Genomic DNA, 24,438 nt, shown 5'->3' on the forward strand with positions numbered 1-24,438 from the left:
AAGTTATGAAGATGGGATCGTGGGTGTCCGGGTCGGAGAGAGGGCGTGGCGAGGAGGGCCGAACCGGGGGACCGACGCCGGTCAGTAGAGGGGCGAGATCTCCTCGGCGCCCTCGTTGAGGAGGCGGTCGAGGTTGTCCTCGCGCTCGGCCCGCAGGCGGTCGATGTTCTCCCGGGCCTCGATGGCGACCTGCTGGAGTTCCTTCACGCGGGGGACCTTGTGGACGCCGGAGAAGAGGACGGCGCTCGCGACGGTCCCGGAGTCGGGGAGCGGGTAGTCGCCGCCCCGGACCTCCATGCTCCCGGTCTCCTCCTCAAGCCAGGAGCGGCCGCGCTCGATGCCCTTCCGATTGAGCTGGTCGGGCGGTCCGCCGACGACGAGCAGCGAGCGCTCGGTCCCCGAGAGGTCGCAGGGGAGCGTGAGCCTGCCGAGCGCGGCCTTCCGGACGAGCGAGGTGATGCGGTTGGTCGTGTTCGTCTCGTCGAACGCCTCGTCGTCGTCCCGGCGGATCCGCGAGCGGAGGCCGCCGTCGTCGTCCCGGACCGATTCGGCGGCGTAGCCGACGGTGGAGACCCCGCCGCCGGCGAGCGTATTGATGATCTCCGAGGAGTCGACGACGCTCTCGGCGACCCTGTCGTTGCCCTCGGTCTCGCCGGCGCCGAACAGCATCCCGAACCGGCGGACGATCTCGCGGTTGATCTCCTCGTAGCCGCCGGCCATCGACTCGCCGGTCCGGCGCCAGGCGTCGTTGTCGAACACGAGGACGTTGTCCGACTCGCGGACGAACGTCTGGAACGAGCGGGCGGCGTTGAGCGTGTAGATGCCGCCCTCGTCGGCCGCGGGGAGGACCCCCAGGCCGAAGACCGGCTCCGTGTAGATGCGCTTGAGGTGCTTGGCGAGCACCGGCGCGCCGCCCGATCCGGTCCCGCCGCCGAGGCCGGCGACGATCAGGAACGCGTCGACCTCGTGGACGGGGATCTCGTCGAGGGCGGCCTGCACCTCGTCGATGTCCTGTTCGGCGATCTCGGCGCCGAGTTCGTTGTCGGCGCCGACGCCGTGGCCCTTCACGCGGGCCTGGCCGATGAGGACGCGGTTGTCTGTCGGAACGTGCTCCAGTCCGTGCAGGTCCGTCTTCGCGGTGTTGACCGCGACGGGGGCGGTGAAGATGTCGAGTCCCGTCCGCCGCTCGTAGGCGACGAACTCGTCGGCGATCTTCCCGCCCGCCTGTCCGAACCCGATGAGTGCGAGTTTCATGGGTGTCTGTGTGCCGGGGTCGCTCGCCCGCAGCCCGACTCCGGTCGCACCGCCACGACTCGCCGCTCGCCGCGCCCCGGTTCACCCGGACTCGCGGCCGGTTTCCGTATTGTTATGGACCGTCTTCCACTTGCCTGCCGGTCGGTCCGCCCGGAGCGTCCGTCCGCCAGTCCGGCGAACGCGACCGTGGAAGCCCGCCGACCGGTCGAACGGCGACCCCCGACCGGGCGGATTTACGTCCGAGACTCCAAGGGGGACCATGAGTCGGGGAGACACCGGCCACGACAGCATCGCGGACGAAGACAGCGCCCGGTCGGGGGAAACCGGCGATGGCGACCGGGGAGCGTCCGGGCTCGCCTCGCGCGTCCGAAAACACGCGCAGTCGGGGACGCTGGCCGGCGTCCTCGGCGGCGCCGCGGTCCTCCGGGGAGTCCGCTCGCTACGGGCCGGCGAGCGCGCCCGCGGGCTCGGTCGCCTGGCCGTCGGCGGCGGGCTGCTGGCGGTGGCGGCCGCCCAGCGACGGGTCCGCCGCGAGCCGAGCGGCGAACGCATCGACATCGACCAGTCGGACGTGGTCGACACCGCGCCCGACATCGACGCCGTCGGGTCGTCGAGCGAGGAGGGCGACCGCGCCGGCGGCGAGGCGGCCTCGGAGGTGGTCGACACCGGACCGGACATCGGCGACGCCACCGAGAGTGACGAGGCGGGAAGCGACGGTGCGGGAGCCGAGGTCGACGAGGGAAACGGAACCGGGACCGGTGGGGGCGACGCCGGTGGGACCGCCGACGAGGCGAGCGCCGAGGGATCGGAGGGGGCACCAGGGGACAGCGAGGGGGCCGGAGACACCGGAGCGGCCGACGCCGGAGCGATAGACACCGGCGCGGGCGGGACGGCTGAAGCCGGGTCGGGCGCGGCGCCCGAGGCCGGGTCGGAGGCCGGCGCGGAGCCGACGGCGTTCGACCGGCTGGGGGAGGCGGCGTTCGACGAGCACAGCAACGAGGTCCCGGTCCCCCAGCAGGCGTTCAACCGGGGGTTTCTCGCGCTCGGCGAGGAGGCCCACTGGGGCGTCCGCGACGACGGGAGCGTCGTCGTCTCCGAGCGGTTCGACCCGGTCCAGGGCGGCGACGGCGTCGACTACGTCGCCAGCACGACGGTCGACGACGACCGGACCCTGACCGTTCCGGACGAGGTCACCGACCACTGGAACGCGGCCGTCGGCGGACCGATGGCCGTCGAGAGCGGCGACGGCGTCGTCTTCGCGACGAGCGACGACCTGGCGACCGACCGCCAGTTGCTCGTCGTGCCCGCGGCGTGGGCCGACGACGCGCTGGGCGAGGGGACGTAGCGCCCGCGGCGGCCGTCGCGCCGGTTCGGCCACCGCTCCGAGGCGGGCCGGTCAGTTCCGCCGGAACTCGGCGCCGGACGACCCCTCGGGCGGGGAGGCCTCGACCCAGTTGCTCTCGTCGAGGGCGATCCGCGCGGCGACGGCGGCGACCCGGCGGGCGGTCCCCTCGCGCTCGAACAGCGAGACGTTGCCCAGCGAGTCGCCGACGCTCTTGCTCACCTCGCGCGTCGGGACGGACTCGTCGCCGACGACCGCTTCGAGTTCGCGGGTGAGCCGTTCGTCGAGTTCCTTCCGGGCGGGCTTCGAGAGTTCCCGGCCCGCGGGCAGCAGGTCGTAGGTGACGGCGTAGCCCTCGTCGTAGCGTTCGACCGCGAAGAAGGGCGTCCCCTCGCGTTCGGCGCGCTCGTAGGCGGCGTCGCGCTCGTCAGCGTCCTCGTAACACGGTATCTCGGACGGCTCGAATCCCACTGGCACGCGTCCGCCTACGCCCCTGACCGGCATAAACGTCGGGCGCGAGCGCCGGCCGCGCGGACCGCAGCCGCCCGGCGAGCGGACGGTCGCGGTCCGCGCGCTGCGGTCCGCGCGGGCGTCCGGTCGCGCAGGCGTGCGACTGCGTGACTAAAGGCGCTCTTTGAGTAAGCGATACCTACTCCGTCGGCCGCCGAGTGGAGTCGAACACATGTCACGCGAACAGACAGCCTGCTGGCTGGCCGCACTGATGGTCGTCGGCACCCTCGCCGCAGTGGTGCCGGCGGGTGCGACCGCCGCAGGGCCCTCCAGCCCGGCCGGGCCGGCGGACGCCTCCGCCGCGGCCCCGGTCGGCGCGCAGTCGCACAGCCCCTACGGAGACGTGGTCCCGACGGCGATCGAGAAGACCGACGACGCGACCGTCGCCGGCGGCGTCGTGCTGCCGGAGAACTACAGCGTCCGCGCGGCCCCGCAGACGGTGAACGGCTCGGTCGTGCGCGTCGAGGACGACCGCACCGTCTGGGAGCGGACGTTCTCGACCGTGAACGCGACGACCCAGGTCGCCGAGGTCGCGGTCGGTCCCGACGGCGACGTGTACGCGCTCGTCTCGACGCAGTCGGCGCAGATCGGGTCGTACCCGCCGGAGACGACAACCGAGGTCGTCCACCTCACCCCCGAGGGCGACCTGACCTGGCGGTACGAACTCAACGCCAGCGTGGGCGCGGCGGTCGGGGCGGGCGGCGAGACGCTGCGCGCGACCGACCAGGGCGTCGCCGTGGTCCACGCCCTGCCCGGCGGCGACGGCGTCCGCCTGGCCGAGCTGACCGGCGGCGACGCCATCTGGACGGAGACCTACGGGATCAGCGCCGAGCCGACGACGCTGCGGGCGACCGACGACGGCTTCCTCGTGGCCGGGACGACCGGCTACGCGAACCCGTGGGTGCTGCAGACCAGCGCCTCGGGCGCGGTCGAGCTCAACCGGACGGTCCGCGGGAGCGTCGACCAGCGCGTCGTCGGCGCGGTCCCGACCGACGACGGCGGCGTCCTGCTGGCCGGCTCCCGGACCACCTTCGGCGACGGCGCCACCGCGAACGCCTGGGTCAGTCGCCTCGACGACGACGGCGTCACCCGCTGGAGCCGCGTCTACGGCTCCGACGCCCGCTCGACCGTCCAGGGGGTCGCGCCCCACGGCGACGGCGTCCTCCTGGTCGAGCGGGGCGAACTCGCGACTCGCGGCGCGACGACCGTGCGGCTCCGCGGCGTCGGCGGCGACGGCGCCCAGGAGTTCGTCGAGTCCACCGAGTTCGACGGCACGACGACCGCGACCCACGTCGGCGACGATGCGGTCACGCTGGCCGGCGTCACGAACCTCCTCGCCGGCAACTACACGGTGAACACGGCGACCGTCGACGTGCCCCGCGGCGGCGACGGCGAGTACGCCTTCGAGGCCGACGCGGGACCGCCCTCCAACGAGACGGTCTACCGCGGCCAGAACCTCCGGTTCGCCGACCCGAGCGCGACCGGGGAGACCTACGAGCTCGTCCGCCTGCCCGGCGAGCACGACGAGTTCGAGCCCCACGTCGTCCGCCGGCTCGCCTTCGAGGACGACGAGGTCCTCGTCGAGTCGGCGACGCTGCCCGCCGGCGAGTACGTCCTCCGGAACGCCGACGGCGAGCCGGTCGTCCTCGACGACGGTCGGGTCACCGAGGCCGGCGAGCGCTCGGCGGCCGCGTTCGAGCTGGCGAGCCAGGACTTCTTCCACCTTGAGACCAACCGGACGTTCGTCGACGCCGCCGCCGGCCAGGACGGCGTCTCGCTGTCGCTGCACTCCGGCCGCACGGACTACGTCCTCCACGCGTCGGCGACCGACTCGGACGGCGAGTCCGCCTCCGCCGAGGAGCTCCGGAACGCCTTCGAGGCGGTCGACGGCTTCGACGGCGTCGAGACGGTCGACGGCCGCGAGGTCGCCCGCATCGAGGTCGGCGACGACGAGGAGGTCCGGATGAACGTCTCGGCGGCCGCGTTCGACGCCGGCCTCTACGAGGTCACCGTCGCGAGCCCCGACACCCGCGAGGCCGGCGGCGTCGCCACCGGGCGCGTGGTCGTCGCGCAGGACGCCGGCCGCGAGGTCGGCGTCTCGCTCAACCGGAGTTCGCTGACCGTCCCCGTCGACGGGTCGGCCGCGGCGAACGTCACGCTGACGGGCGTCGACGACGGCATCACCGCACTCTCGCTGTCGGCCAACCGCACGGGCGAGCCCGCGGTCCGGCCGCGCCTGGACCTGCAGGTCAACGCCTCGCGGATCTCCGCCGGGATCGGGATCGGCGGTGGCGAAGCGACCACCGAGACGACCGCCTTCGAGGCGAACACGCCCAACGGCACCGTCGAGGTCGGGGTTCTCGAAGTCGGGACCGAGCGCTTCGGCGACGAGACCGTCGCGACCGGCAACAACACCGTCGCCTTCCGCGTCGACTGGGTCGTCGGCGAGGACGGCATCCCCTACAGCGTCCCCGAGACGATCACCGTCCCCGTCGAAGTCGTCGAGGCAACGAACGCGACCGCGCCCGGCGAGCCCGACGAGGGCGGCGTCGTCGGTACGGACGGCGAGGGCGGGAGCGACTCCGACGACAGTTCCGCGAGCGGCTCCGACGGCGGGTCGGCGAGCGGCTCCGACGGCGATTCGAGCGAGTCCGGTTCCGTCGCAGCCCCCGACCGGTAACGAGCGGTAGTTTCCTTTTCCTGCCGACCCGTTCGACTTCGCTCCGACCGGCGGCCGCTCCGCGCGCCGGACCGGTTCCCGGCAGCGGCCGGCGCCCCGAGCGGCGTCGGCGAGTCAGTACTCCCGGAGCAGTTCCAGCATCTCCCGGTCGAGGTCGTGGCCGTGCCAGTCCTCGTAGTCGACGTCGTCGCGGTCGCTGTCGAGGACGCCGAATGGGCCGCGGAAGTTCCACAGCGCCCAGCCCCAGCCGGCTTCCTCCCACAGCGAGAGGGCGTCCTCCATCCACGCGAGGGTCACGTCGTGGGGCGTGCGGTTGTAGACGCCCCACTCGCCGACGTGGACGCCGACGCCCATCGACGCCAGACGCTCCCACTGGGCGACCCGGGTCGACCGCAGCCACGCGCGGTCGCGGACCTTCCCCGCGTCGTCGACGCAGGGCCACGCCGGCGGCTCGTCGCGGTCCACGTCGGTCCACTCGGCCTCGTGGTGGGTCAGCGGGAACGGGTCGTACCCGCGGGTCGACTGCGCGCACTCCACGTCGGCGAGGTCGAAGACGGGTTCCCGACCGTAGCGCATCCCGTCGGCCACGACGAGCCGGTCGGGGTCGACCTCGTGGACGGCTCGGACGGTGTCGCGGACCACGTCGGCGTAGGCGCCGTGGCTCGTCTCGGCGGGCTCGTTGATCAGGTCGAAACTCAACTGCTCGCTGGGGACCCCCTCGTAGCGCTCGGCGAACCGCCGCCAGTGCTCGGCGAACACGTCCTGGGTCTCGGCGTCGGCCCACAGATCCGTCTCCTCGGGCGGGTCGGCGACGGTGAACCCCGGGCCGCGGTGGAAGTTGAGTTGCACGTGGACGCCGTGTTTCCGCCCGTACTCGACGGCCTCGTCGATCTCTTCGAGCGCGTCCTCGTCGAAATCGCGCCAGTCCTCGCCCGTCCAGCAGCGGTAGTCCATCGGCAACCTGGCGAAGTCGAAGCCCCACTCGGCCATCCACTCGAAGTCTTCCTCGCGGAAGCGCTCCTCGTCGTCGGCCATGAACTTCGCCTGCAGATTGAACCCGCGCCACCGCGGCAGCGAACTCGCGTTCACGTCCATGACTCCCTGCCGGGCCGCGTTCGAGTTAAATGCGCGACTCCCGGAACTCCCCGCCCGTTTCGGATACATGTCGGAATACATTTATAGATCGAAGTATGACTAGAACTCTCGCAGTGGAACGTACAGGCGGTAACGGTTGCGGTGAGCGGTCGCAGTGCGGTCGGCGCGCGCTGTCGTCTCGGAATCGCTTGCGATTCCGATGGGCCGTCAGAGCTTGCTCTGACGTTGGCGCGCTTTCATGCGCGCGAGGTCTTCGCGAGCCTGCGAGCGAAGGCTCGTCAGCGCGTGCTCTGACGGTGGATGAGACGCGCAGGAGCTTGCGACGAGCAGCGAGGGACCGGCGGTCCCTCGGCCGTGCGGGCGACACTCGGATCGCCCGCAGGCATCGAATCGGCTGGGGAGGTTCGTGGCCGTCTGCGGTGCTGTGCGGTTGCGGTGCTGTCCTGGCGGACTGAACGGGCGAGGCGCGCTCGCGCCGGGAGTCGCCTGAGCGGGCCACTATCCGAAGCGGCCCCTGGGCCGCGAGGATATCCCGCTTGGTTCGAGAGAGCGAAGCGCTCTCGTCACTGAGCGAATCGGAGATTCGCGAGGTCCGCAGGAGCTCCACTCCTGCGAGACCCCGAAAATCCTCGATTTTCGGAGACAGCGACCGTGAGCGCGCAGAGGGTTTTCAGCGCGTACCGTCGAGTGCGGTCGCTTTCCATCTCGTTTCTTGCGCAGATACTCAACTCGAAACCCTACTCGACTCGCACGGGATCGGCGTGGAATTGAAATAACTGCTTTCTAGCTAATACTCGAACTAGACAGAATACGTATCTTTTATTGGTACATTCGCCATCGACCGCCGGGTATTAGTCCGCCCGGAGTTTACCAGATGGTAAATGAAAACGAACGGGAGCACGGACGGCGGCGTCGAGGTGCAGAGCGCAGAGGACATCACGCACCCGGGCGGGATGCGCGGGAATCGGGTGATGCCGACGCCGCGGCGGGACCACCTCGACCCGTTCGTCGTCTTCGAGCGCTTCTTCATCGCGGCCGACCAGGGGTTCGACACCCACCCCCATCGCGGGTTCGAGATCGTCTCGTACATGCTGGAGGGCGGGATGGTCCACGACGACTCGCTGGGGGAGTCCCACACCGCCTACCCGGGCGACGCGATGCGGATCACGACCGGGAGCGGCATCCGCCACTCGGAACTCCCGGCCGACGGCGCGGCCTGCAACGGGCTCCAGCTGTGGGTGAACCTCCCGCGCGACCGGAAGGACGCCGATCCGGCGTTTCAGGACGTGCCCGGCGACGAGTTGCCGACCGAAGACGCTGGGGACGCGACCGTCACGACCGTCGTCGGCGAGGGGTCGCCGGTCGAGCTGGCGACGGACGTGACCTACCTCGACGTGACCGTCGAGGGGTCGTGGACCTGGGGCCCGCCGGCGGGCTGGTCGGGCTTTCTCTACGGGGTCGACGGCTCGGGGACGGTGGAGGGTGAGGACTTCGCAGTCGAGGACTTCGCGGCGCTGGAAGGGATCGACGAGGGGACGAGAGTGGCTGTCGAGAGTGAAGAGGGGGTCCGGCTGGCGGCCATCGCCGGAGCGCCCCACGGCGACCCCATCGTCCAGCGCGGCCCCTTCGTGGAGTAGGTCGTGATGACGCAGTCGACGGCGTCGCGTGGACTTCCTCGGCCCGGTCACTAACTGTCGATTCCACCGCACTCGACGGTGCGCGGTGAAAGCCCTCGCCGCGCTCGCGGTCGCTGCGCGGCATATCCGCGCTCTCCGCACCGCCCGCGCGGATAGGGGCCGCACAGACGACTGAATAAACGCGAGCGCGCCTCGCCCGTTCAGTCCACCAGGAACCGCACAGCACCGCAGACGGCCACGACCCTCCCCAGCCGATTCGCTCCGTCACTCCGTTCCTCCGCTCATCCCTCGCGCGGTGTCGTCGCGCGCATGGACGGGCGCTCCAGCGCGCCACCCCAGTTGTTCACCAAGCGTCGTCGAGGACGGCCTCGATGTCGTCGGCGGAGGGGTCCAGCCCCTCGGGCGTGGCGTCCATGAGGCCGTCGTCGCGGATCTCGGCGGCGATGGCCGGGAAGTCGTCCCGCGAGAGACCGTCGAGTTCGCGGAGCCGGTCGGGCAGTCCCAGGTCGTCGCTGACGGCGGCGACCGCGTCGACGACGGCGTCGGCGAGTTCCTCGTCGGTCGCCCTCTCGTCGGCGACGCCGAACGCTTCGGCGAGCAACTCCCGGCGGCCGTCGACCTCGTCGAAGACGTACCGGAGGACGTAGGGCGCGAGGATGCCGTGCACGGTCCCCTGGTGGGCGTCGTAGTCGTGGGAGAAGCCGTGGCCGAAGGCGTGAATGATCGAAGCTCGATATACCTCGGGCGTCGAGATGCCGTACTGCGCGACCACGACGCCCGCGACCGCCTCGTAGAGCTTCTCCTCGTCCATCTCCTCGTCGGGCAGCGTCTCGAAGCCCGAGCGCATGAGCGCGAGCGCGCGCATTGCGGTGCCGTCGGTGACGGGCGTGCGGTACGGCGAGTAGAGACACTCGACGGCCTTGTCGAAGCCGTTCATCGCCGAGGCGCAGAGCACGCCCTTCGGCGTCGTCTCGAACAGCGCCAGGTCGTAGACCAGTGCCGTCGGCATCAGCCGGCGGTCGCCGACCGAGCCGTTGGGGATCTCGTCGTCGGGGACGCCCGTGGGGTCCAGCGAGAGGCTCACGCCCGCGATGACCGAGAGATCCGCGCCCGCCAGCGTCGTCGGGACGGCGACGACCGGCACGGGCTCGCGCCCGTCGGCGACGGTCACCTCGCCGGAGTCGAGCGCGTCCTCGGCAGCCCTCCGGAGGTCGTCGTGCGTCGACAGGGCGCTGGCGACCTTCGCCACGTCGAGGCTGCTGCCGCTCCCGACCGCGACGACGGCGTCGATACCCGCCTCGCGGACGCGCTCGGCCGCGTCCAGGCCGGTCTTCAGGTACTTTTCGGGCGTCGTCTCGTCGAAGACGCCGGCGAGGCGGTCGCCCAGGCCCGCCTCGACCGGGTCCATCACGTCGCGGTTGGCGCCGACGTTCGAGCCGGTGATCACGAGCGCGTCGTCGCAGTCGCGGTCGGCGAGCACCTCGCCCAGATCCGCGACCGCGCCCCGGCGACACCGGAGTTCGCCGGGGTCGTAGTCGAACGCGAACTGCCGCTCGGAGTCGCCGCCGGGGGTCATACCCCCAATTCGGTCGATCCGGGGAAAAGTCCACCGGGCCGCCGGCGACCGCGGTCGCAAGGTATATTCGCGCCCGCCCGTAGTCTCGGCCGTCGTGTCAGACCCGACAGGCCCGCCCGTGGACGCCGAGCGACCCGACAGCGTCGTCGGCGTCGAGGGCACCGACCACATCACGATCGAGGGGACCAGCGTCGCCGACACCGTCGAGTTCTACCGCGACATCCTCGGGATGGCGCTCGTGCTCCGCCAGCCCAACCTCGACCGCAGCGAGCTGACCCACCTCTACTTCGACACCGGCGACGGCCGCCTGCTCACCGCCTTCGTCTCCGACGAGCGGGAGTCGACCGACGACCGCGAGCCCGACCGCGGCGACGTCCACCACGTCGCCTACCGGATCGACCACCGCCGCGTCGGCGAGATCCGCGAGGGGCTCCGCGAGGCGGGCTACCCCGTCGACGAGTACGACCGCGGCGCCTTCCACGCGCTGTACACCGAGGACAACAACGGCCTCACCGTCGAACTCGTCGCCGACAAGTTCGCGATCCCCGACGACCGCCGCGGCGAGGTCCTCGCCCGCGCCCACGCCCGCCGCGTTGACGACGGCGCCGAGTTCGTCGCCTCGAAACACATGCGCGCCGCCCTCGACGACCTCGGGATCGACGCCGAGGAACGCGACATCCCAAACGCCGCCGCCGGCCGCGACTACGGCGGCTGACCCGGCTGTCTCCCTCACGGAACTCTGCAAAAGTATCGGTTTGTCCTGTATGACAAATATGGATCGTACTATTTAGTGCGGTTCAGTGGGGGTATCGAAAAATTGCCGTATTAGGCGCTTTATCGGCCGTAATAGCGAATCGCCGGTGATTATCCCCGATCGTCGATGACGAACGGAAGCGTCCGATCAAGCGGTTAGATGGGTGTTTTCGACCGTTTCGAGCGATAGATCGGGATCTGCGATTTTCTATACGGTGTTGGGTACGTCGGAAGAAATATCGGATATCTAGTTCGAAACGCGGTGATGACAAGGAGCGGTTCGGGACCCGGTCCCGCGGGGGTGGGGCGGGCGGTCGGGTCCGGGTGACGATGCGGATGTTCAGCGAGGTCGAACCCGGAGGAGTGTCAGCGGGGAGACTCCGGACGAGGCAGCCGGCTCTGCGGCGTCACTCCGGCGCCTGGAACTCGGTGTCGTAGCTGGCCTCGACGAGGCCGCCGAGGATCAGGGCGGTGCTGATCCCGAAGCCGCGCTCGTAGTCGAGGCCGCGGTGGCCGGGGTCGGGCCACTCGAAGTCACGGACGTTGCCCCAGGCGCCCCAGTTGTACTGGTGGAAGACGAAGTGGGGGAGGTAGTAGTTGTAGTAGCGGGCGCACTTGCGGTACAGCTCCTGGACCTCCTCCTCGGAGGTGCCGGGCTCGCGGATCTCGTGGACGATGCTGGCGAGGTTGATCTCCTCGCCGTCGGAGAGATCGGGGTTGATCCCCGCCTCGTCGGGGGCCTCGATGGAGCCGACCTCCGAGGGGATCTCGACCTGCAGGGGCTTGCCCTGCGCGTCGGTCTCGGTGTCGGGGTCGACCTGCTGGGTCGGGGCGTCGGCCTTGCCCATCACGAGGGTCCCGGAGACCCAGCCGGGGCTGGAGTTGTAGTAGCCGAACGGCTCGCCGTAGCCGTGCCAGAAGATGGAGCTGTCGTAGTTGAGGCCGTTGTCGGCCCTGAGGTTGTTCGACCAGGTCGACCAGCCCTGGCTGGAGAAGTTGACGCCGAATCCGAAGTTCGAGAGGTTCGCCCGGATGGTCTGTGCGGCGCCGGCGTAGTCGGCGATCGACGAGGGGAAGATGACGTCGATCTCCGCGGGGTTCCCGCTGGGGTCGACCCACTGGTTGCCCTGCTTGCTGTAGCCGCCCCGGCGGAGGTACTCGGCGGCCGCCTCGGTGTCGGACTCCATCGGCCAGGCGTGGAGGCTGTCGAGGAACTCCCCCGAGAACACCGACTGCGACTGGGCGTCGAGCATGTAGGTGTGGTTCTCGATGGGGACCGACCGCTCCTGGCCCCAGCCGTTGGCCCCGGCCGCGTTCCAGTCGATCGCGGCGACCAGCGCCCGGCGCACCCAGAGGTTCTGCAGGTGCGGGTTGTTCCAGTTGAGCCGCCACTTGTCGCCGCCTTCCGAGCGCAGCCACCGCGTCAGCTCCTGCATGTGGTCGGGCAGCGTCTCCCGCGAGTAGAGGCCGTTCGGCGCGACGATGTTGCCGTTGAGGTCGAGCGCGCCGTTGCCCGCGAGCGTCTGGCGCCGCTCGCCGTCGCCCCACTTGATCGTCAGCTGCGGGACGTTCGTGTTGGCGGCGTTGGGGTGGGCGGTCTCCGTGTCGCCCGCGCTGGCGGCGGCCTCGTCGCGCAGGCGAAGCATGAGCTCCGCCGACCCGATGTCGTCCTCGGAGCGCAGCTCGTAGGGGCCGCTCCCCCAGCCGTTCTCCATCAGCCGCTGCAGCGAGATGCGGTCGCTCACCAGGTCGTCGGTGACCGACGACACCTGGTCCGTGCTGCCGGCGTCCCGGTAGCGCTCGAGGTACGGCTGTGTGAAGTCGGGGTGGATCGGCATGTCGCCGTCGTTGGGCGCCGCCTGCGACGCGAGGACGTGTTCGGCCTGCGCGTCGTCCGGCAGCCCGTCGCTCCCGTCGGTGTTCCACCAGTGGTACTCCCACTGACTGGCCGCCTCCTGGGTGAAGGCGGTGTCCTCGGTGAACTTGTTGCCCGCCTGGAAGTAGTCGACGTGGAAGTGCGTCTCCCGGGCCTCCGCGTCGAGGGGGTCCCCGTTCCAGTAGGTCGCCCGGTCGTCGTGTGTCTCGTAGACGTCGTAGGGCGCGTCGACCTCGTACCCGCTGTACCAGGTCATGACCGAGACGCCGTCGGTCCGGGGCTTCCACGGCGTCTCGATCTCCACGCCGCTGTAGGCCATCCGGCGCGTGTGGACGTTCCGGAGCGCCTGGAGGTCGGTCATGAACGCGACGCCGGTCGTGTTGTCCTGGGGCGCCCAGACGTTCGCGTCGAACACGTCCGGCGAGTTGGCCTGGAAGACCCGGATCTCCTCGGTCACCGGGTCGCCCAGCGGCGTCGGACTGTCCGTCTCCGTTTCGGTGTCGCCCGGCGACTCCGTCCCGTCGGCCGGCGTGGCCGTCGGTGTCGCCGCCGGGCCGTCCGTTTCGGTCGGCTCGTCCGTCGAATCGCCGCCGCTTCCCGACGGACACCCGGCCAGACCCGCGACACCCATCCCGGCCAGCAACTGTGCGTACTGACGACGTGACAGCTGGTCACGCAGATTGGTACTGTCCCGCATACTACCCACCGTTCCACGGATAGTACATAAACTTTTGCACGCGACCCGACGGCGACCGTGGCGGGCCCGGCGGACCGCACGACGCGCCGAGGGGCCGGACGGCGACGGTTTCAGACTGTGAAACACTCGACAGAGACAGAGCGCGCCGATTCAGCTCAGACGGACCGCGTGCGAGTACAGCGACGGGGACACCGAGATCGCCTTCCGGTATTATACTTGTAATCTCTTGCCACTGTCACAGCGCAACCCCACCAGCTGCACCGCGATTTATTTCAAAACGTGAAACGACTCGACGGCGGTCGATGCCTCGGGGATCTGTCGCCCCGATAGACGAGTGTCCGGAATAACCGGACACGTCGATACAGGGTGTGAACGACCAGTTTCCTCCCGATCCGGCGGGGAACCGCATCCGGCGTACCCCGCCAACCGACGCGGCCGTCACCGAAGGGGGCGGCACATCGCCGATAGCGGCGGTCGCCGGGCCCGAACGAGAGCGCGCCGGGTCACGCGTCGGGTCTCGTGCGGCGTGAGATTACAGTTATACTTGTGTAATCTCTGCGTCGTGTCGCAGAGCCGATCCGCAGCTCGTCCGGTAATATCGGACAAAAACGAGTTCCGACCGACGGCGGGTAGAGCGACCCGGGCGGGCGGGGAGGGATACAGTTATGTCGGCTCGCGGGCGATGGCCGCACGCCATGTCGAGTTCGCTCTTCGACTACGAGCCGAGAGACTGGCGAACGGACGCCGACGGGACCGTGCGGTTCGCGCTCGTCGGCATCGGGTGGTGGACGAGCGAGTACGTCCTGCCCGCCATCGAAACGACCGACCACTGCACGACGACGACCGTCGTCAGCAGTTCGACCGAGAAGACCGACCGCGTCCGCGCGAACTACGGGACCGTCGAGCACGGGCTCACCTACGAGGAGTTCGCCGACGGCGAGGCCGCCGACGCCTACGATGCCGTCTACGTCTGCACGCCCAACGCGACCCACCTCGAACACGTCGAGGCGGCCGCGCGCCACGGGAAGGCCGTCCTCTGCGAGAAGCCCATGGAGGCGACCGTCGAGCGCGCCGAGCGGCTCGTGGAGGCCGCCGCGGACGTGCCGCTGATGGTGGCCTACCGGATGCACACCGAACCGGCCGTCCGCCGGGCGCGCGAGCTGGTCCGCGACGGCGCCATCGGCGAGCCCGTCCTCGTCCACGGCGAGAACTCCCAGCCGCTCCTGGAGATGATCGACGACCCCGACCAGTGGCGGCTGAACCCCGACCTGACCGGCTACGGGACCTCCGTCATGGACCTCGGGATCTACCCGCTGAACACCGCACGATTCATTCTCGGCGCCGACCCCGTACAGGTGCAGTCGACGATGGCCTCCGACCACGAGGCCTTCGACGCGGTCCCCGACGAGGTGGCGACGTTCTCGGTCGTCTTCGACGACGGCACCCACGCCGCCTGCTCCTCGTCGCAGAACGCCCACGACCACACGCGCCTCGAAATCGTCGGGACGGAGGGCCGCATCGAACTCGAACCCGCGTTCCACATGGAGACCCAGCTGACGGTCGCACGCGGGGAGGACACCGTGGAATTCGACACCGAGGGCGTCGACCAGATGGCCGAGGAGTTCGAGTACTTCGCCCAGCGGGTGCTCGCCGACGAACCCGTCTACGCCGACGGCGACCACGGGCTCGTGGACATGAAGGCGATCGCCGCGATCCACGAGGCGGCCGAATCCGGCGGGACGGTCGACGTCGAATAAAAAGAGCCGCTCGTCGTTTCTACCGCGCGGTCACCGCAGGTCGTCGGCGCGCTTCTCCCAGTCCTCCTCCCAGAGGTCGATGGTGTGGACGCGGTCCTCGGTGTACTCGTGCTCGCGGACGACGTCCATGTCGAGTTCGATGCCGTAGCCCGGGCCCTCGGGGACCTGGACGTAGCCGTCCTCGACCTTCAGCGGGTCCTCCAGGAGCTCGTCGACCCACGGCTCGTCGTAGGTCTGGAACATCTCCTGGATGCGGAAGTTCGGGATGGAGGTACAGAAGTGCGAGTAGATGGCGCCGGCGACCGGCCCCTGGGGGTTGTGCGGGGCGATGTCGACGTGGTCGGCCTCGGCGAGGCCCGCGATCTTCTTGCCCTCGGTGATCCCGCCGGTGTTCATCAGGTCCGGCTGGAACACGTCGATGTCCGTCCGGGTGACCAGCTCGAAGAACTCGTGTTTGGTCATGTGACGCTCGCCGGTGACGACCGGGATCGGCGACTTGTCGGCGACCTCGGCGAGGCTGTTGATCGAGTCCGGCGGGCACGGCTCCTCGTACCAGGCCGGGTCGAACTGGTCGAGCTTGCGGGCGATGTCGACGGCCTGGGCGGCCGAGAAGCGGCCGTGACACTCGATGAGCAGCTCCACGTCCGGGCCGACGGCCTCGCGGACCGCGCCGACGATGTCGACGGCGTGGTTCTTCTCCGCGGTGGTCATCGACTGCCAGGCCGTACCGAAGGGATCGAACTTCATCGCGTCGTAGCCGTCGTCGACGACGCGCTCGGCGGCGCGGGCGAACCCTTCGGGCTCGCCCTCGGCGTCGGTGTACCAGCCGTTGGCGTAGGCGCGCAGCTCCGTCCCGTGGTGGGCACCGCCCAGCAGCTCGTAGACGGGCTTGTCCAGCACCTTGCCCTTGATGTCCCAGCAGGCCATGTCGACCGCCGAGCAGACGGTCGTGTTGATGACGTTCTTCGAGAACCACTCGTTGCGGTACATCTCCAGCCACAGCGACTCCGTGTCGAACGGGTCCCGGCCGATGAAGAAGTCCGCCATCTCGTCGATGGCCGCCGCGACGGTGCGGGGCTTGTCGTGGGTCGTCGCCTCCGCCAGCCCCGTCACGCCGGCGTCCGTCTCCAGCTGGACGAACACCCACGGCTTCCACGGGTTGGCTACCAGGTACGTCTCGACGCCTGTGATTTCTACGTCTGACATACTCAGTCGAGTAGCGCCCGAGAATCTACTTAAAGTTGCCGGTACGGGCCGAACGTCTCCGGTCGCAGGGCTGTCCGACGATGCCGGACGATTAATGAGGGTCCGGTTCCGTGTGTCGGATATGCACGCCGAACGCGACCCGCCCATCAAATCGACCGCGACGAGCCTCGACGTCGTCGAGGCCGTCCACGCGATGGGCGGCGCGACGCTCTCGGAGGTCGTCGAGCAGTTCGAGAAACCCCGGAGCACGGTCCACGACCACCTGAAGACGCTGACCGACGCGGGCTACCTCGTCAAGGACGGCCGGGAGTTCCGCGTCAGCGTCCGCTTTCTCAACCTCGGGGGTCGCGCACGCGCGCAGTCACAGTTGTTTCAGGTGGCGGAGGCGGAGGTCCGCGAGCTGGCGAGCGACACCGGCGAGCACGCCAACCTGATGGTCGAGGAGAACGGCCGGGGTGTCTTCCTCTACAAGGTCAAGGGCTCGCAGTCGGTCCACCTCGACACCTACGAGGGGATGGAGGTCGACCTGCACACGACGGCGATGGGCAAGGCGATCCTCTCGGAGGTCTCCCGGGAGAAACGGGACGCCATCGTCGCGGAACACGGGCTCGAACCGGTGACCGCCGAGACGATCACGGACCGCGAGGAACTGGAGACGGAACTGACCGAGATCCGCGAGCGCGGCTACGCCGTCGACAACGAGGAGCGCGTCGACGGCGTCCGCTGCGTGGCCGCCCCCATCACGACGGAGGAGGGCGTCGTCGGCGGCGTCAGCGTCTCCGCCCCGAAGAGCCGGATGAACGGCCAGCGCTTCGAGGAGGAGATCCCCTCCGAGGTGCTCAGCACCGCGAACATCATCGAGGTCAACCTCCAGCACGCCTGAGCGGCCGTCGCCGGTCGCTGCGTGTGTCCCGTTCACACGGCCGTCCGAGATCGTCGGACGACGGCGCGCCGGTCGGTCGGCGATCGGTCGACGACGCGGGGTCGACGGACTACGTCTCGCCGGCTCGTCGACCGCACCCGACCGGACGTGAAATCGATGCGATGGCAAATTTTATATTGGCTAGCTCACGATGGGGCTGTATGCGTTACTACCGCAGCGAGCGAGGCGGATCCATATCGCTGATCGCGGCAGACGACTCGGCGGCGTACGACCTCTCGGAGACAGAGGCGGGGCCGACGTCGTTTCTCGAACTCGCGTCGGCGGCGTCGCTGACCGACGGGACCGTCGACGACGTGGCGCGGGGGCTCGTCGACGAGGCGCCGACGGTCGAACTCGCGGCGGTCGAGGACCACCTCGTCCGGCCGCTGGACCCCGACGAGGTGTGGGCGGCCGGCGTCACCTACTCCATCAGCCAGGAGGCCCGCCAGGAGGAGGGGGGACTCGCCGAGTCCTACCTGGAGGCCTACGAGGGCGAACGCCCGGAGGTGTACTTCAAGGCGACGCCCAGCCGGACCGTCGGCCCGAACGACCGCGTCGGGATCCGCGGCGACTCCGACTGGGACGCCCCCGAACCCGAGATGACGATCGTCCTCTACGACGAGGAGATCGTCGGCTTCACCGTCGGCAACGACATGTGTAGCCGCTCGATCGAGCGGGAGAACCTCCTCTATCTGCCCCAGAGCAAGATCTACGCCAAGAACTGCGCCATCGGCCCCTGCATCGCCACCGGCGAGACCGTCGGCGACCCGCTCGACCTGGAGATGCACATGTCGATCGAGCGCGACGGCGAGACGGTCTTCGAGGAGGGGACCTCGACCGACGAGCTGGTACGGACCTGCGAGGAACTGGTCGACTACTACACCCGCTACAACGAGGTCCCCGAGGCGAGCGTCCTGCTGACCGGCACCTCGATCATGGTCCCGGACGACGTGTCCCTCGAGGAGGACGACGTGATCCGCATCGAGATCGAGGACATCGGCGTCCTCACCAACACCGTCGAACAGCTGTAGGCGAGCGGCGGACTTCGCCCGCCAGCTCGGAGGACGCATCGACCCGGAGCGAGACGCATCGCCGGACGACGCGGGGTTCCGGCCGGCCCTACCGACCGATCGTTTTATAATACCGCTATCGGATAGCATACGACTGCATGGCGAACGCCCACGTCACGGTTCACACAGAGGCAGGTATCGACCGGGTCGAACCCGAACTCCACGGCCACTTCGCGGAACACCTCGGACGCTGTATCTACGACGGCATCTACACGGACGACTCCGTCGACGAGGACGGCTTCCGGGAGGACGTGGTCGAACTGCTCGCGGAGCTGGAGATGCCCGTCCTGCGGTGGCCGGGCGGCTGTTTCGCCGACGACTACCACTGGGAGGACGGGGTCGGCCCCGCCGAGGACCGCCCGCGCCGCCGCAACCTCTTCTGGGGGCAGGGCCGCGAGATGATCCCCGAGGAGTCCAACCGCTTCGGCACCGACGAGTTCCTGGAGTTCTGCGAGCGGGTCGGCACCGAGCCGTACCTCGCCGCCAACGTCGGCTCCGGCGACCCCCAGGAGGCCGCCAACTGGGTCGAGTACACCAACTACGACGGCGACACCGAACTGGCCGACCGCCGCCGCGCGAACGGCCGCGAGGAGCCCTACGGGGTGAAATACTGGGGGCTGGGCAACGAGAACTGGGGCTGTGGCGGCCAGATGTCCCCCGAGCAGTACGCCCGCGAGTACCGCCGGTTCGCCACCTACGTCGGCACCCAGAGCGCCCACATGCTCGACCACGACCTCGAACTGGTCGCCTGCGGGTTCGAGAACCACGAGTGGAACCACCGCTTCATGGAGGAGGTCGCCGACCCCAAGTGGGGCGTCGAGTTCCCGCTCGACCACCTGACCCTGCACCACTACTACGGCCGCACGATGTCCGTCGACGAGGCCGACGCCGAGGACTACGACGAGTTCTTCCTCGAGGCCCTGGAGATGGACCACCACATCGAGCGGCTCGCCTCCGCGATCAACGCCTTCTCGACGACGCGTGACATCGGCGTCATCATCGACGAGTGGGGCGCCTGGCACCCCGAGGCCCAGGGCGGGACCGGCCTCGAACAGCCCGGCACGGTGCTGGACGCGCTGTCTGCCGCCGCGGTGCTCGACATCTTCAACGACCACGCCGACGTGATGACGATGTCCAACATCGCCCAGACGGTCAACGTGCTCCAGTGCCTCGTCGAGACCGACGGCGACGACGCCTTCAAGCGGCCCACCTACCGCGTCTACGACCTCTACGCCCCCCACAAGGGCAACGAGGCCGTCACCACGTCCATCGAGACGCCGACCCGCGAGGTCGACGACGACGAACTGCCGCTCGTGGGGGCGTCGGCCTCCGTCGACGACGACGGCGAGGTGTACGTCACCGCGACGAACCTCGACACCCGCGCGGCCCACACCGTCGAGTTCACCGTCGAGGACGCGACGGGCGACGACGTCGACGCGCAGGTCCTCTTCGAGGGCCAGGAGCCGGACCTGGTCGTCGACGCCGACAACGCCGAGGCCTTCGCCGCCGAGGACCTCGACGTGAGCGTCGACGGCGACGGTACCGTCACTGCGGAACTCGAGCCGGGCACGGTCGCCGGCATCTCCGTCGAGTAACGCCGCTTCGGTCGCCGAGCGGTCCCGCCGCCGAGCGGTTCTCCCGGTGGTCGCGGGGCTCTCCCGTTGTCGGTCCGTCCGGGCGACCGCTGTTTGCTACCGTTCTTCCGGTCCGCCGGCCGCAGAGCCGACGGTGCGGTCGCCGACGACTCCGCTGTCCACCCGGTGACGGCTTCCCCTCTACCCGGTGACGACTCCCCCTCTACCCGGTGACCCCCTCCCACCCCGTTCGACGGAGGTCCGTCGTCGACCCGGCAGCGAGCCGGTCGGCCACCCAGCGCCGACTCGGCCGACGGTATCCGACCGGGGCGCGCGGTAGCGATCGGGGCCCGACGTGGGGGTCGGATCTCGAACCACAGTCCCGGTATGATGAACAAAAACACCCGTTTTCGGAACGCCGGTACACTATCGTATGACGGTCGGTCGGGATCCTGTGGGCGATCCGACACGTCGGGCCGGATCGGCGGTCGAGAGCGGGCCTGCGCTCCCGGTCACCGATGGATTTATGTATGATTAATTCGGTACGATAGCCCATGCCATCTGATGGCAAGCCAACGGGAAATGCAGCGAAGCGTCGACGGGTGTCGCGACGGCACGTTCTCCGCGCGGGTGCGATGGGTGGTGCCCTCGCACTCGCGGGGTGTTCGTCGAATGACAGCGGTGGTGACGGCGGCGACGGTGGCGACGGCGGCGACGGCGGCGGCGACGGCGGCGACGGCGGCGACGGCGGCGACGGGACCGCCGGCGGCGACTTCCAGCCGGCGGACAACGCCATGACCGAGGGCGTCACCGTCAACCCGACCAACTACCAGTTCAACCCGCTCAACCTGACCACGCCGTTCAGCCACGACATGCAGGTCGACTGGTTCCAGCGCTACAACATCGCCAACGAGGAGATCACGCCCTACGCGCTGGAGGTCACGGAGTTCGAGGGCGAGACGGCCACCCTGCAGGTCCGCGAGGGGCTCACCTGGCACAACGGCGACCCCGGCGACCCGGTCAACGCCGACGACCTCTACGCGAAGTTCGTGACCGACACCGTCACGAACGGGACCCTCGGGCGGCTGTGGACGGACATCAACCGCGCCGGCGACAGGTCCATCGAACTCGCGCTCGACGGGACGATCGCCCGGGATCTGTTCGACGACGGCCTGAACTACTACCAGATCGACACGCCCTGGCGCAAGTACAGGGACTACGTCGAGCGCTGGGAGGACGCGACGACGGCGTCGGAGACCGACAGCGTCCGCACCGACCTCCGGGGCGACGCCTTCGAGGAACCGCACGGCAACGGCCCCTTCCAGGTGTCGGACATCTCCAGCAGCCGCCTCCGGATGGAGAAGTACGAGCACCACCCGGACGCCGACAACATCAACTGGGACTACTGGGACCTGGAGAAGGTGTCGACCGACACCGCGAGCGTCCTGGTCGGGATGGAGGTCGACGCCTTCCGCAACTACAACCCGCCCCAGTCGGTGTTCGAGAACGTCCCCGACGCCATGGAGTCGGCGTCGCTGCCGGCCCTGTGGGGCCAGTCGCTGCCGTTCAACCACAACGACGAGGACTTCGGCAACGTCCGGGTCCGGCAGGCGATCTCCGAGTTCGTCGACCGCGGGGCCGCGGCCAACAACTACGGTCGCTGGGGCCAGCCCGTCGAAGCGCCGAGCGGTCTCGTCGGCAACATCAACGGCCAGAACGAGCAGAGCGACCGCTGGCGGAACAAGGTCTCCGACGAGATGGCCGACACGCTCCACCGCTACCGCAACCCCGAGCGCGGCCGGCGGCTGCTCCGCGAGGAGGGCTACCAGAAGGACGACGGCACGTGGTACAAGCCCAACGGCGACCCCTTCGAGTTCACGATCAAGGTGCCGACCTACAACGACTGGCACCCCCTCTACCAGACGTTCGCCGACAACCTCTCCAGCGAGGGCATCGACGCCTCGATGCAGACCATCGAGGCGGCCTCGTACTGGTCGGACCACTACCTCGCGAACAACTACAAGGTGGCCGCGACCGGCTGGACGCTCCAGCGGTCCAGTCCCTACTACGTCTGGGACCAGTACTACAACGTCGACGTGAACTTCCTCGGGATCGACCCGACCAGCGTGATGGCTCCGCCGGTCGGCGAGCCCGACGGCGAACTCCAGGAGCACGATGTCACGGAACTGCAGTCGGAGCTGCTGGTCGCCCGCGGCGACCGCTACCAGGAGCTGACCGACCAGCTCGCGTGGATCACCAACCAGACGCTGCCGATGCTGCAGATCCACGAGATCAACGACGCCACCTGGTACCGCACCGACAACTGGGAGATCCCGCCGACGGACGACCCCGTCTACCAGGCGAAGTTCCCGCTGTGGTGGCTCCCGCGACTGGGTGAACTCCAGGCCAAGTCCGCCTGAGGTCGCCACTCCCTCACGACGTATCGAGCGAAACAGTTATGACATCTCATACCACCATTTTCGATAATCGATGTACGTAGCCAAACGGGTGGCACAGGCGTTCGTCACGTTCGTGGCTGTGGTCACCGTCACGTTCGCGCTGGTGCGGTCGATCCCGGGCGGGCCGGCCGACTTCATCAGGGCGCAGGTGATGCGCAGCGGCGGCTCGGACGAGATCAGTATGAGTGAGATCAACTCACTCGTCGAGTCGTACACGAACATCGACCCGTCGACGCCGCTACATGTCCAGTACTTCAACTACCTCACGAGCGTCCTGCAGGGGGACCTGGGACAGTCGATCTGGTACAACAAGCCGGTGTCGGATATCATCCTCGGCGCCGCGCCGTGGACGATCTTCCTGCTGTCCGTCTCGATCCTGTTGACCTTCGGGATCGGGATCGTCCTGGGGGCGGTCATGGCGTACCTCGAGGGGACCCGCTTCGACAACGGTTCGACCATCGTCTCGATGTTCCTGAACTCGGTGCCGTACTACGTCGCCGCGATCCTCTTCGTGTACGTCATCTCGATCCAGCTGGGGATGCTCCCCCAGTCCGGCCGCTACGCGTCCGGGCTCGACCCCGGGATGAACCTCGAGTTCATCGTCAGCGCCCTGCGCCACGCAATCCTCCCCATCGTGTCGCTGGTCGTCACCGGGTTCGGCGGCGTCGCCATCACGATGCGGGGCAACGCGGTCCAGGAGATCGGCGAGGACTACATCCGGGTGGCTCACCTGCGGGGGGTCCCCGGCAGGCGGATCGCGACCCGCTACGTCGGCCGCAACGCCGTCCTCCCGATGTACACGAACTTCATGATCGCCATCGGGTTCATGTTCGGCGGGTCGGTCATCCTCGAGGAGATCTTCGCCTACGAGGGGCTGGGGTACTACCTGCTGTCGGCGATCAACACGGGTGACTACCCGCTGATGATGGGCGGGTTCCTCATCATCGCGCTGGCGGTGCTGATCTGCATCCTCATCGCCGACCTCACCTACAGCATGATCGACCCCCGCATCGAGGACCAGGGCTCCCGGGAGGCGTACTGACATGGCCGAGCAGAACTCCTCGTTCAGTCAGTCCGACGGGGCGGCCGGCGGGCAGGGCGCCTCGCAGGCGGACATCTACCGCGAGTGGATCGACATGGCCGTGCTCACGCCGATCCGGGTCGCCTGGGACGACTGGCGCACCCAGGTCGGGTCTATCATCATCGCGTTCTACCTCCTGATGGGCACTGTCGGCGTCACACTGGTCGACCCGCCGACTCAGGGGCAGGGCGACCGGTACGTCCCCCCGTTCCAGGACTGGTCGGTCCCGCTCGGGACGAACAACCTCGGCGAGAGCCTGCTGTCGTCGACGGTCCACGCCACGCCGCCGATGCTCCAGATGATCGCCGCCGGCGCGGTGTTCTCGACGGTCCTGGCGACGGCCATCGGGACCGTCTCCGGCTACAAGGGCGGGGCCGTCGACCGGATCCTGACGGTGTTCACCGACATCGCGATGACGATCCCCGGGCTGCCGCTGATCATCCTGCTGACCGCGGTGTTCGAACCGACCAACCCCGCGGTGATCGGGATCATCATCACCATCAACGCGTGGGCGGGGCTGGCCCGGTCGATCCGCTCGCAGGTGCTGTCGCTGCGCGACCACTCCTACGTCGAGGCCTCCCGGATCATGGGTGCGCCGACCCGGCGGATCCTCGTCGACGACATCATCCCGAACATCATGCCGTACGTCCTGATCAACTTCGTCAACTCCGCGCGCAACGTGATATTCGGGTCCGTCGCGCTGTTCTACCTCGGGCTGCTCGGAAGCACGCACGAGAACTGGGGGATCGCACTCAACAACGCCTACAACGATGGCGCCATCTACTCGCTGGACGTGCTCCACTGGCTGCTCATCCCGATGTTCGCCATCGTCGGCCTCTCGTTCGGGTTCGTCCTGTTCGCACAGGGCACCGAGAAGCTGTTCAACCCGCGTATCCGGGCGCGCCACGCCGAGACCGTCGAAGACGACACCGCTCCCTACCAAGAATGA

Annotated in this window: 17 protein-coding genes; 11 read left to right on the plus strand and 6 right to left on the minus strand. The window is 69.0% G+C overall.

Going from position 1 to position 24,438, the window contains the following annotated elements; genetic code table 11:
• Window positions 1–81: 81 nt before the first annotated feature.
• Window positions 82–1,254 (minus strand): tubulin/FtsZ family protein, encoded by a 1,173-nt coding sequence (locus tag E3328_RS15420; RefSeq protein WP_135365506.1) that lies wholly within the window; start codon window positions 1,252–1,254, stop codon window positions 82–84.
• 259 nt (window positions 1,255–1,513) lie between these two features.
• Here E3328_RS15420 and E3328_RS15425 point away from each other — a divergent pair, with 259 nt between their 5' ends.
• Window positions 1,514–2,599, plus strand: coding sequence for a hypothetical protein (locus E3328_RS15425; protein ID WP_135365507.1), 1,086 nt, complete (start codon window positions 1,514–1,516; stop codon window positions 2,597–2,599).
• Window positions 2,600–2,650: 51 nt separating this feature from the next.
• On the opposite strand, the gene E3328_RS15430 is transcribed toward E3328_RS15425, so the two are convergent.
• Window positions 2,651–3,073, minus strand: a complete 423-nt coding sequence (locus E3328_RS15430; protein WP_246023024.1) for a hypothetical protein — start codon at window positions 3,071–3,073, stop codon at window positions 2,651–2,653.
• A 205-nt stretch (window positions 3,074–3,278) separates the two neighbouring features.
• Between E3328_RS15430 and E3328_RS15435 the strand changes: the two genes are divergently transcribed.
• Window positions 3,279–5,786 carry a hypothetical protein gene (locus tag E3328_RS15435; RefSeq protein ID WP_135365508.1) on the plus strand — a complete coding sequence of 836 codons (2,508 nt, stop codon included), beginning with the start codon at window positions 3,279–3,281 and terminating at the stop codon, window positions 5,784–5,786.
• A gap of 114 nt (window positions 5,787–5,900) precedes the next feature.
• Here E3328_RS15435 and E3328_RS15440 read toward each other — a convergent pair whose 3' ends face one another.
• The gene (locus E3328_RS15440; RefSeq protein WP_135365509.1) at window positions 5,901–6,881 is read right to left on the minus strand and encodes a glycoside hydrolase family 5 protein; all 981 of its coding nucleotides are present in this window, start codon (window positions 6,879–6,881) and stop codon (window positions 5,901–5,903) included.
• An 881-nt stretch (window positions 6,882–7,762) separates the two neighbouring features.
• On the opposite strand from E3328_RS15440, the gene E3328_RS15445 reads away from it, so the two are divergent.
• A complete protein-coding gene (locus E3328_RS15445; RefSeq protein ID WP_135365510.1) occupies window positions 7,763–8,518 on the plus strand; it encodes a pirin family protein in 756 nt (251 codons plus the stop codon).
• A gap of 343 nt (window positions 8,519–8,861) precedes the next feature.
• On the opposite strand, the gene E3328_RS15450 is transcribed toward E3328_RS15445, so the two are convergent.
• On the minus strand, window positions 8,862–10,094 hold the full coding sequence (locus E3328_RS15450) for an iron-containing alcohol dehydrogenase family protein (protein ID WP_135365511.1): 1,233 nt from the start codon (window positions 10,092–10,094) through the stop codon (window positions 8,862–8,864).
• Between the two features lie 94 nt (window positions 10,095–10,188).
• On the opposite strand from E3328_RS15450, the gene E3328_RS15455 reads away from it, so the two are divergent.
• Window positions 10,189–10,809 (plus strand): VOC family protein, encoded by a 621-nt coding sequence (locus E3328_RS15455; protein ID WP_135365512.1) that lies wholly within the window; start codon window positions 10,189–10,191, stop codon window positions 10,807–10,809.
• Window positions 10,810–11,254: 445 nt separating this feature from the next.
• Here the strand turns inward: E3328_RS15455 and E3328_RS15460 are convergent, their stop codons facing one another.
• Complete coding sequence (locus E3328_RS15460; RefSeq protein ID WP_246023025.1) at window positions 11,255–13,420, minus strand: ABC transporter substrate-binding protein; 2,166 nt, start codon at window positions 13,418–13,420, stop codon at window positions 11,255–11,257.
• Window positions 13,421–14,115: 695 nt separating this feature from the next.
• On the opposite strand from E3328_RS15460, the gene gfo6 reads away from it, so the two are divergent.
• Window positions 14,116–15,177: a D-xylose 1-dehydrogenase Gfo6 gene (gfo6, locus tag E3328_RS15465; RefSeq protein ID WP_246023026.1), complete on the plus strand. Its 1,062-nt coding sequence runs from the start codon at window positions 14,116–14,118 to the stop codon at window positions 15,175–15,177.
• A 30-nt stretch (window positions 15,178–15,207) separates the two neighbouring features.
• On the opposite strand, the gene E3328_RS15470 is transcribed toward gfo6, so the two are convergent.
• A complete protein-coding gene (locus tag E3328_RS15470) occupies window positions 15,208–16,383 on the minus strand; it encodes a mandelate racemase/muconate lactonizing enzyme family protein (RefSeq protein ID WP_135365514.1) in 1,176 nt (391 codons plus the stop codon).
• 121 nt (window positions 16,384–16,504) lie between these two features.
• Between E3328_RS15470 and E3328_RS15475 the strand changes: the two genes are divergently transcribed.
• The 6 genes from E3328_RS15475 (at window position 16,505) to E3328_RS15505 (ending at window position 24,438) form a co-directional block, all read left to right on the plus strand.
• Window positions 16,505–17,266: an IclR family transcriptional regulator gene (locus E3328_RS15475; protein ID WP_135365515.1), complete on the plus strand. Its 762-nt coding sequence runs from the start codon at window positions 16,505–16,507 to the stop codon at window positions 17,264–17,266.
• Between the two features lie 200 nt (window positions 17,267–17,466).
• Window positions 17,467–18,336, plus strand: a complete 870-nt coding sequence (locus E3328_RS15480; protein ID WP_135365516.1) for a fumarylacetoacetate hydrolase family protein — start codon at window positions 17,467–17,469, stop codon at window positions 18,334–18,336.
• Window positions 18,337–18,473: 137 nt separating this feature from the next.
• Window positions 18,474–19,970, plus strand: coding sequence for an alpha-N-arabinofuranosidase (locus E3328_RS15485; RefSeq protein ID WP_135365517.1), 1,497 nt, complete (start codon window positions 18,474–18,476; stop codon window positions 19,968–19,970).
• Window positions 19,971–20,584: 614 nt separating this feature from the next.
• Window positions 20,585–22,369, plus strand: a complete 1,785-nt coding sequence (locus E3328_RS15495; RefSeq protein WP_209452210.1) for an ABC transporter substrate-binding protein — start codon at window positions 20,585–20,587, stop codon at window positions 22,367–22,369.
• Window positions 22,370–22,439: 70 nt separating this feature from the next.
• The gene (locus E3328_RS15500) at window positions 22,440–23,450 is read left to right on the plus strand and encodes an ABC transporter permease (protein ID WP_135365520.1); all 1,011 of its coding nucleotides are present in this window, start codon (window positions 22,440–22,442) and stop codon (window positions 23,448–23,450) included.
• Window position 23,451: 1 nt separating this feature from the next.
• The gene (locus E3328_RS15505; RefSeq protein ID WP_135365521.1) at window positions 23,452–24,438 is read left to right on the plus strand and encodes an ABC transporter permease; all 987 of its coding nucleotides are present in this window, start codon (window positions 23,452–23,454) and stop codon (window positions 24,436–24,438) included.

Origin of the sequence: Halosimplex halophilum, assembly GCF_004698125.1 — an archaeon.
GTDB classification, from domain to species: Archaea; Halobacteriota; Halobacteria; order Halobacteriales; family Haloarculaceae; genus Halosimplex; species Halosimplex halophilum.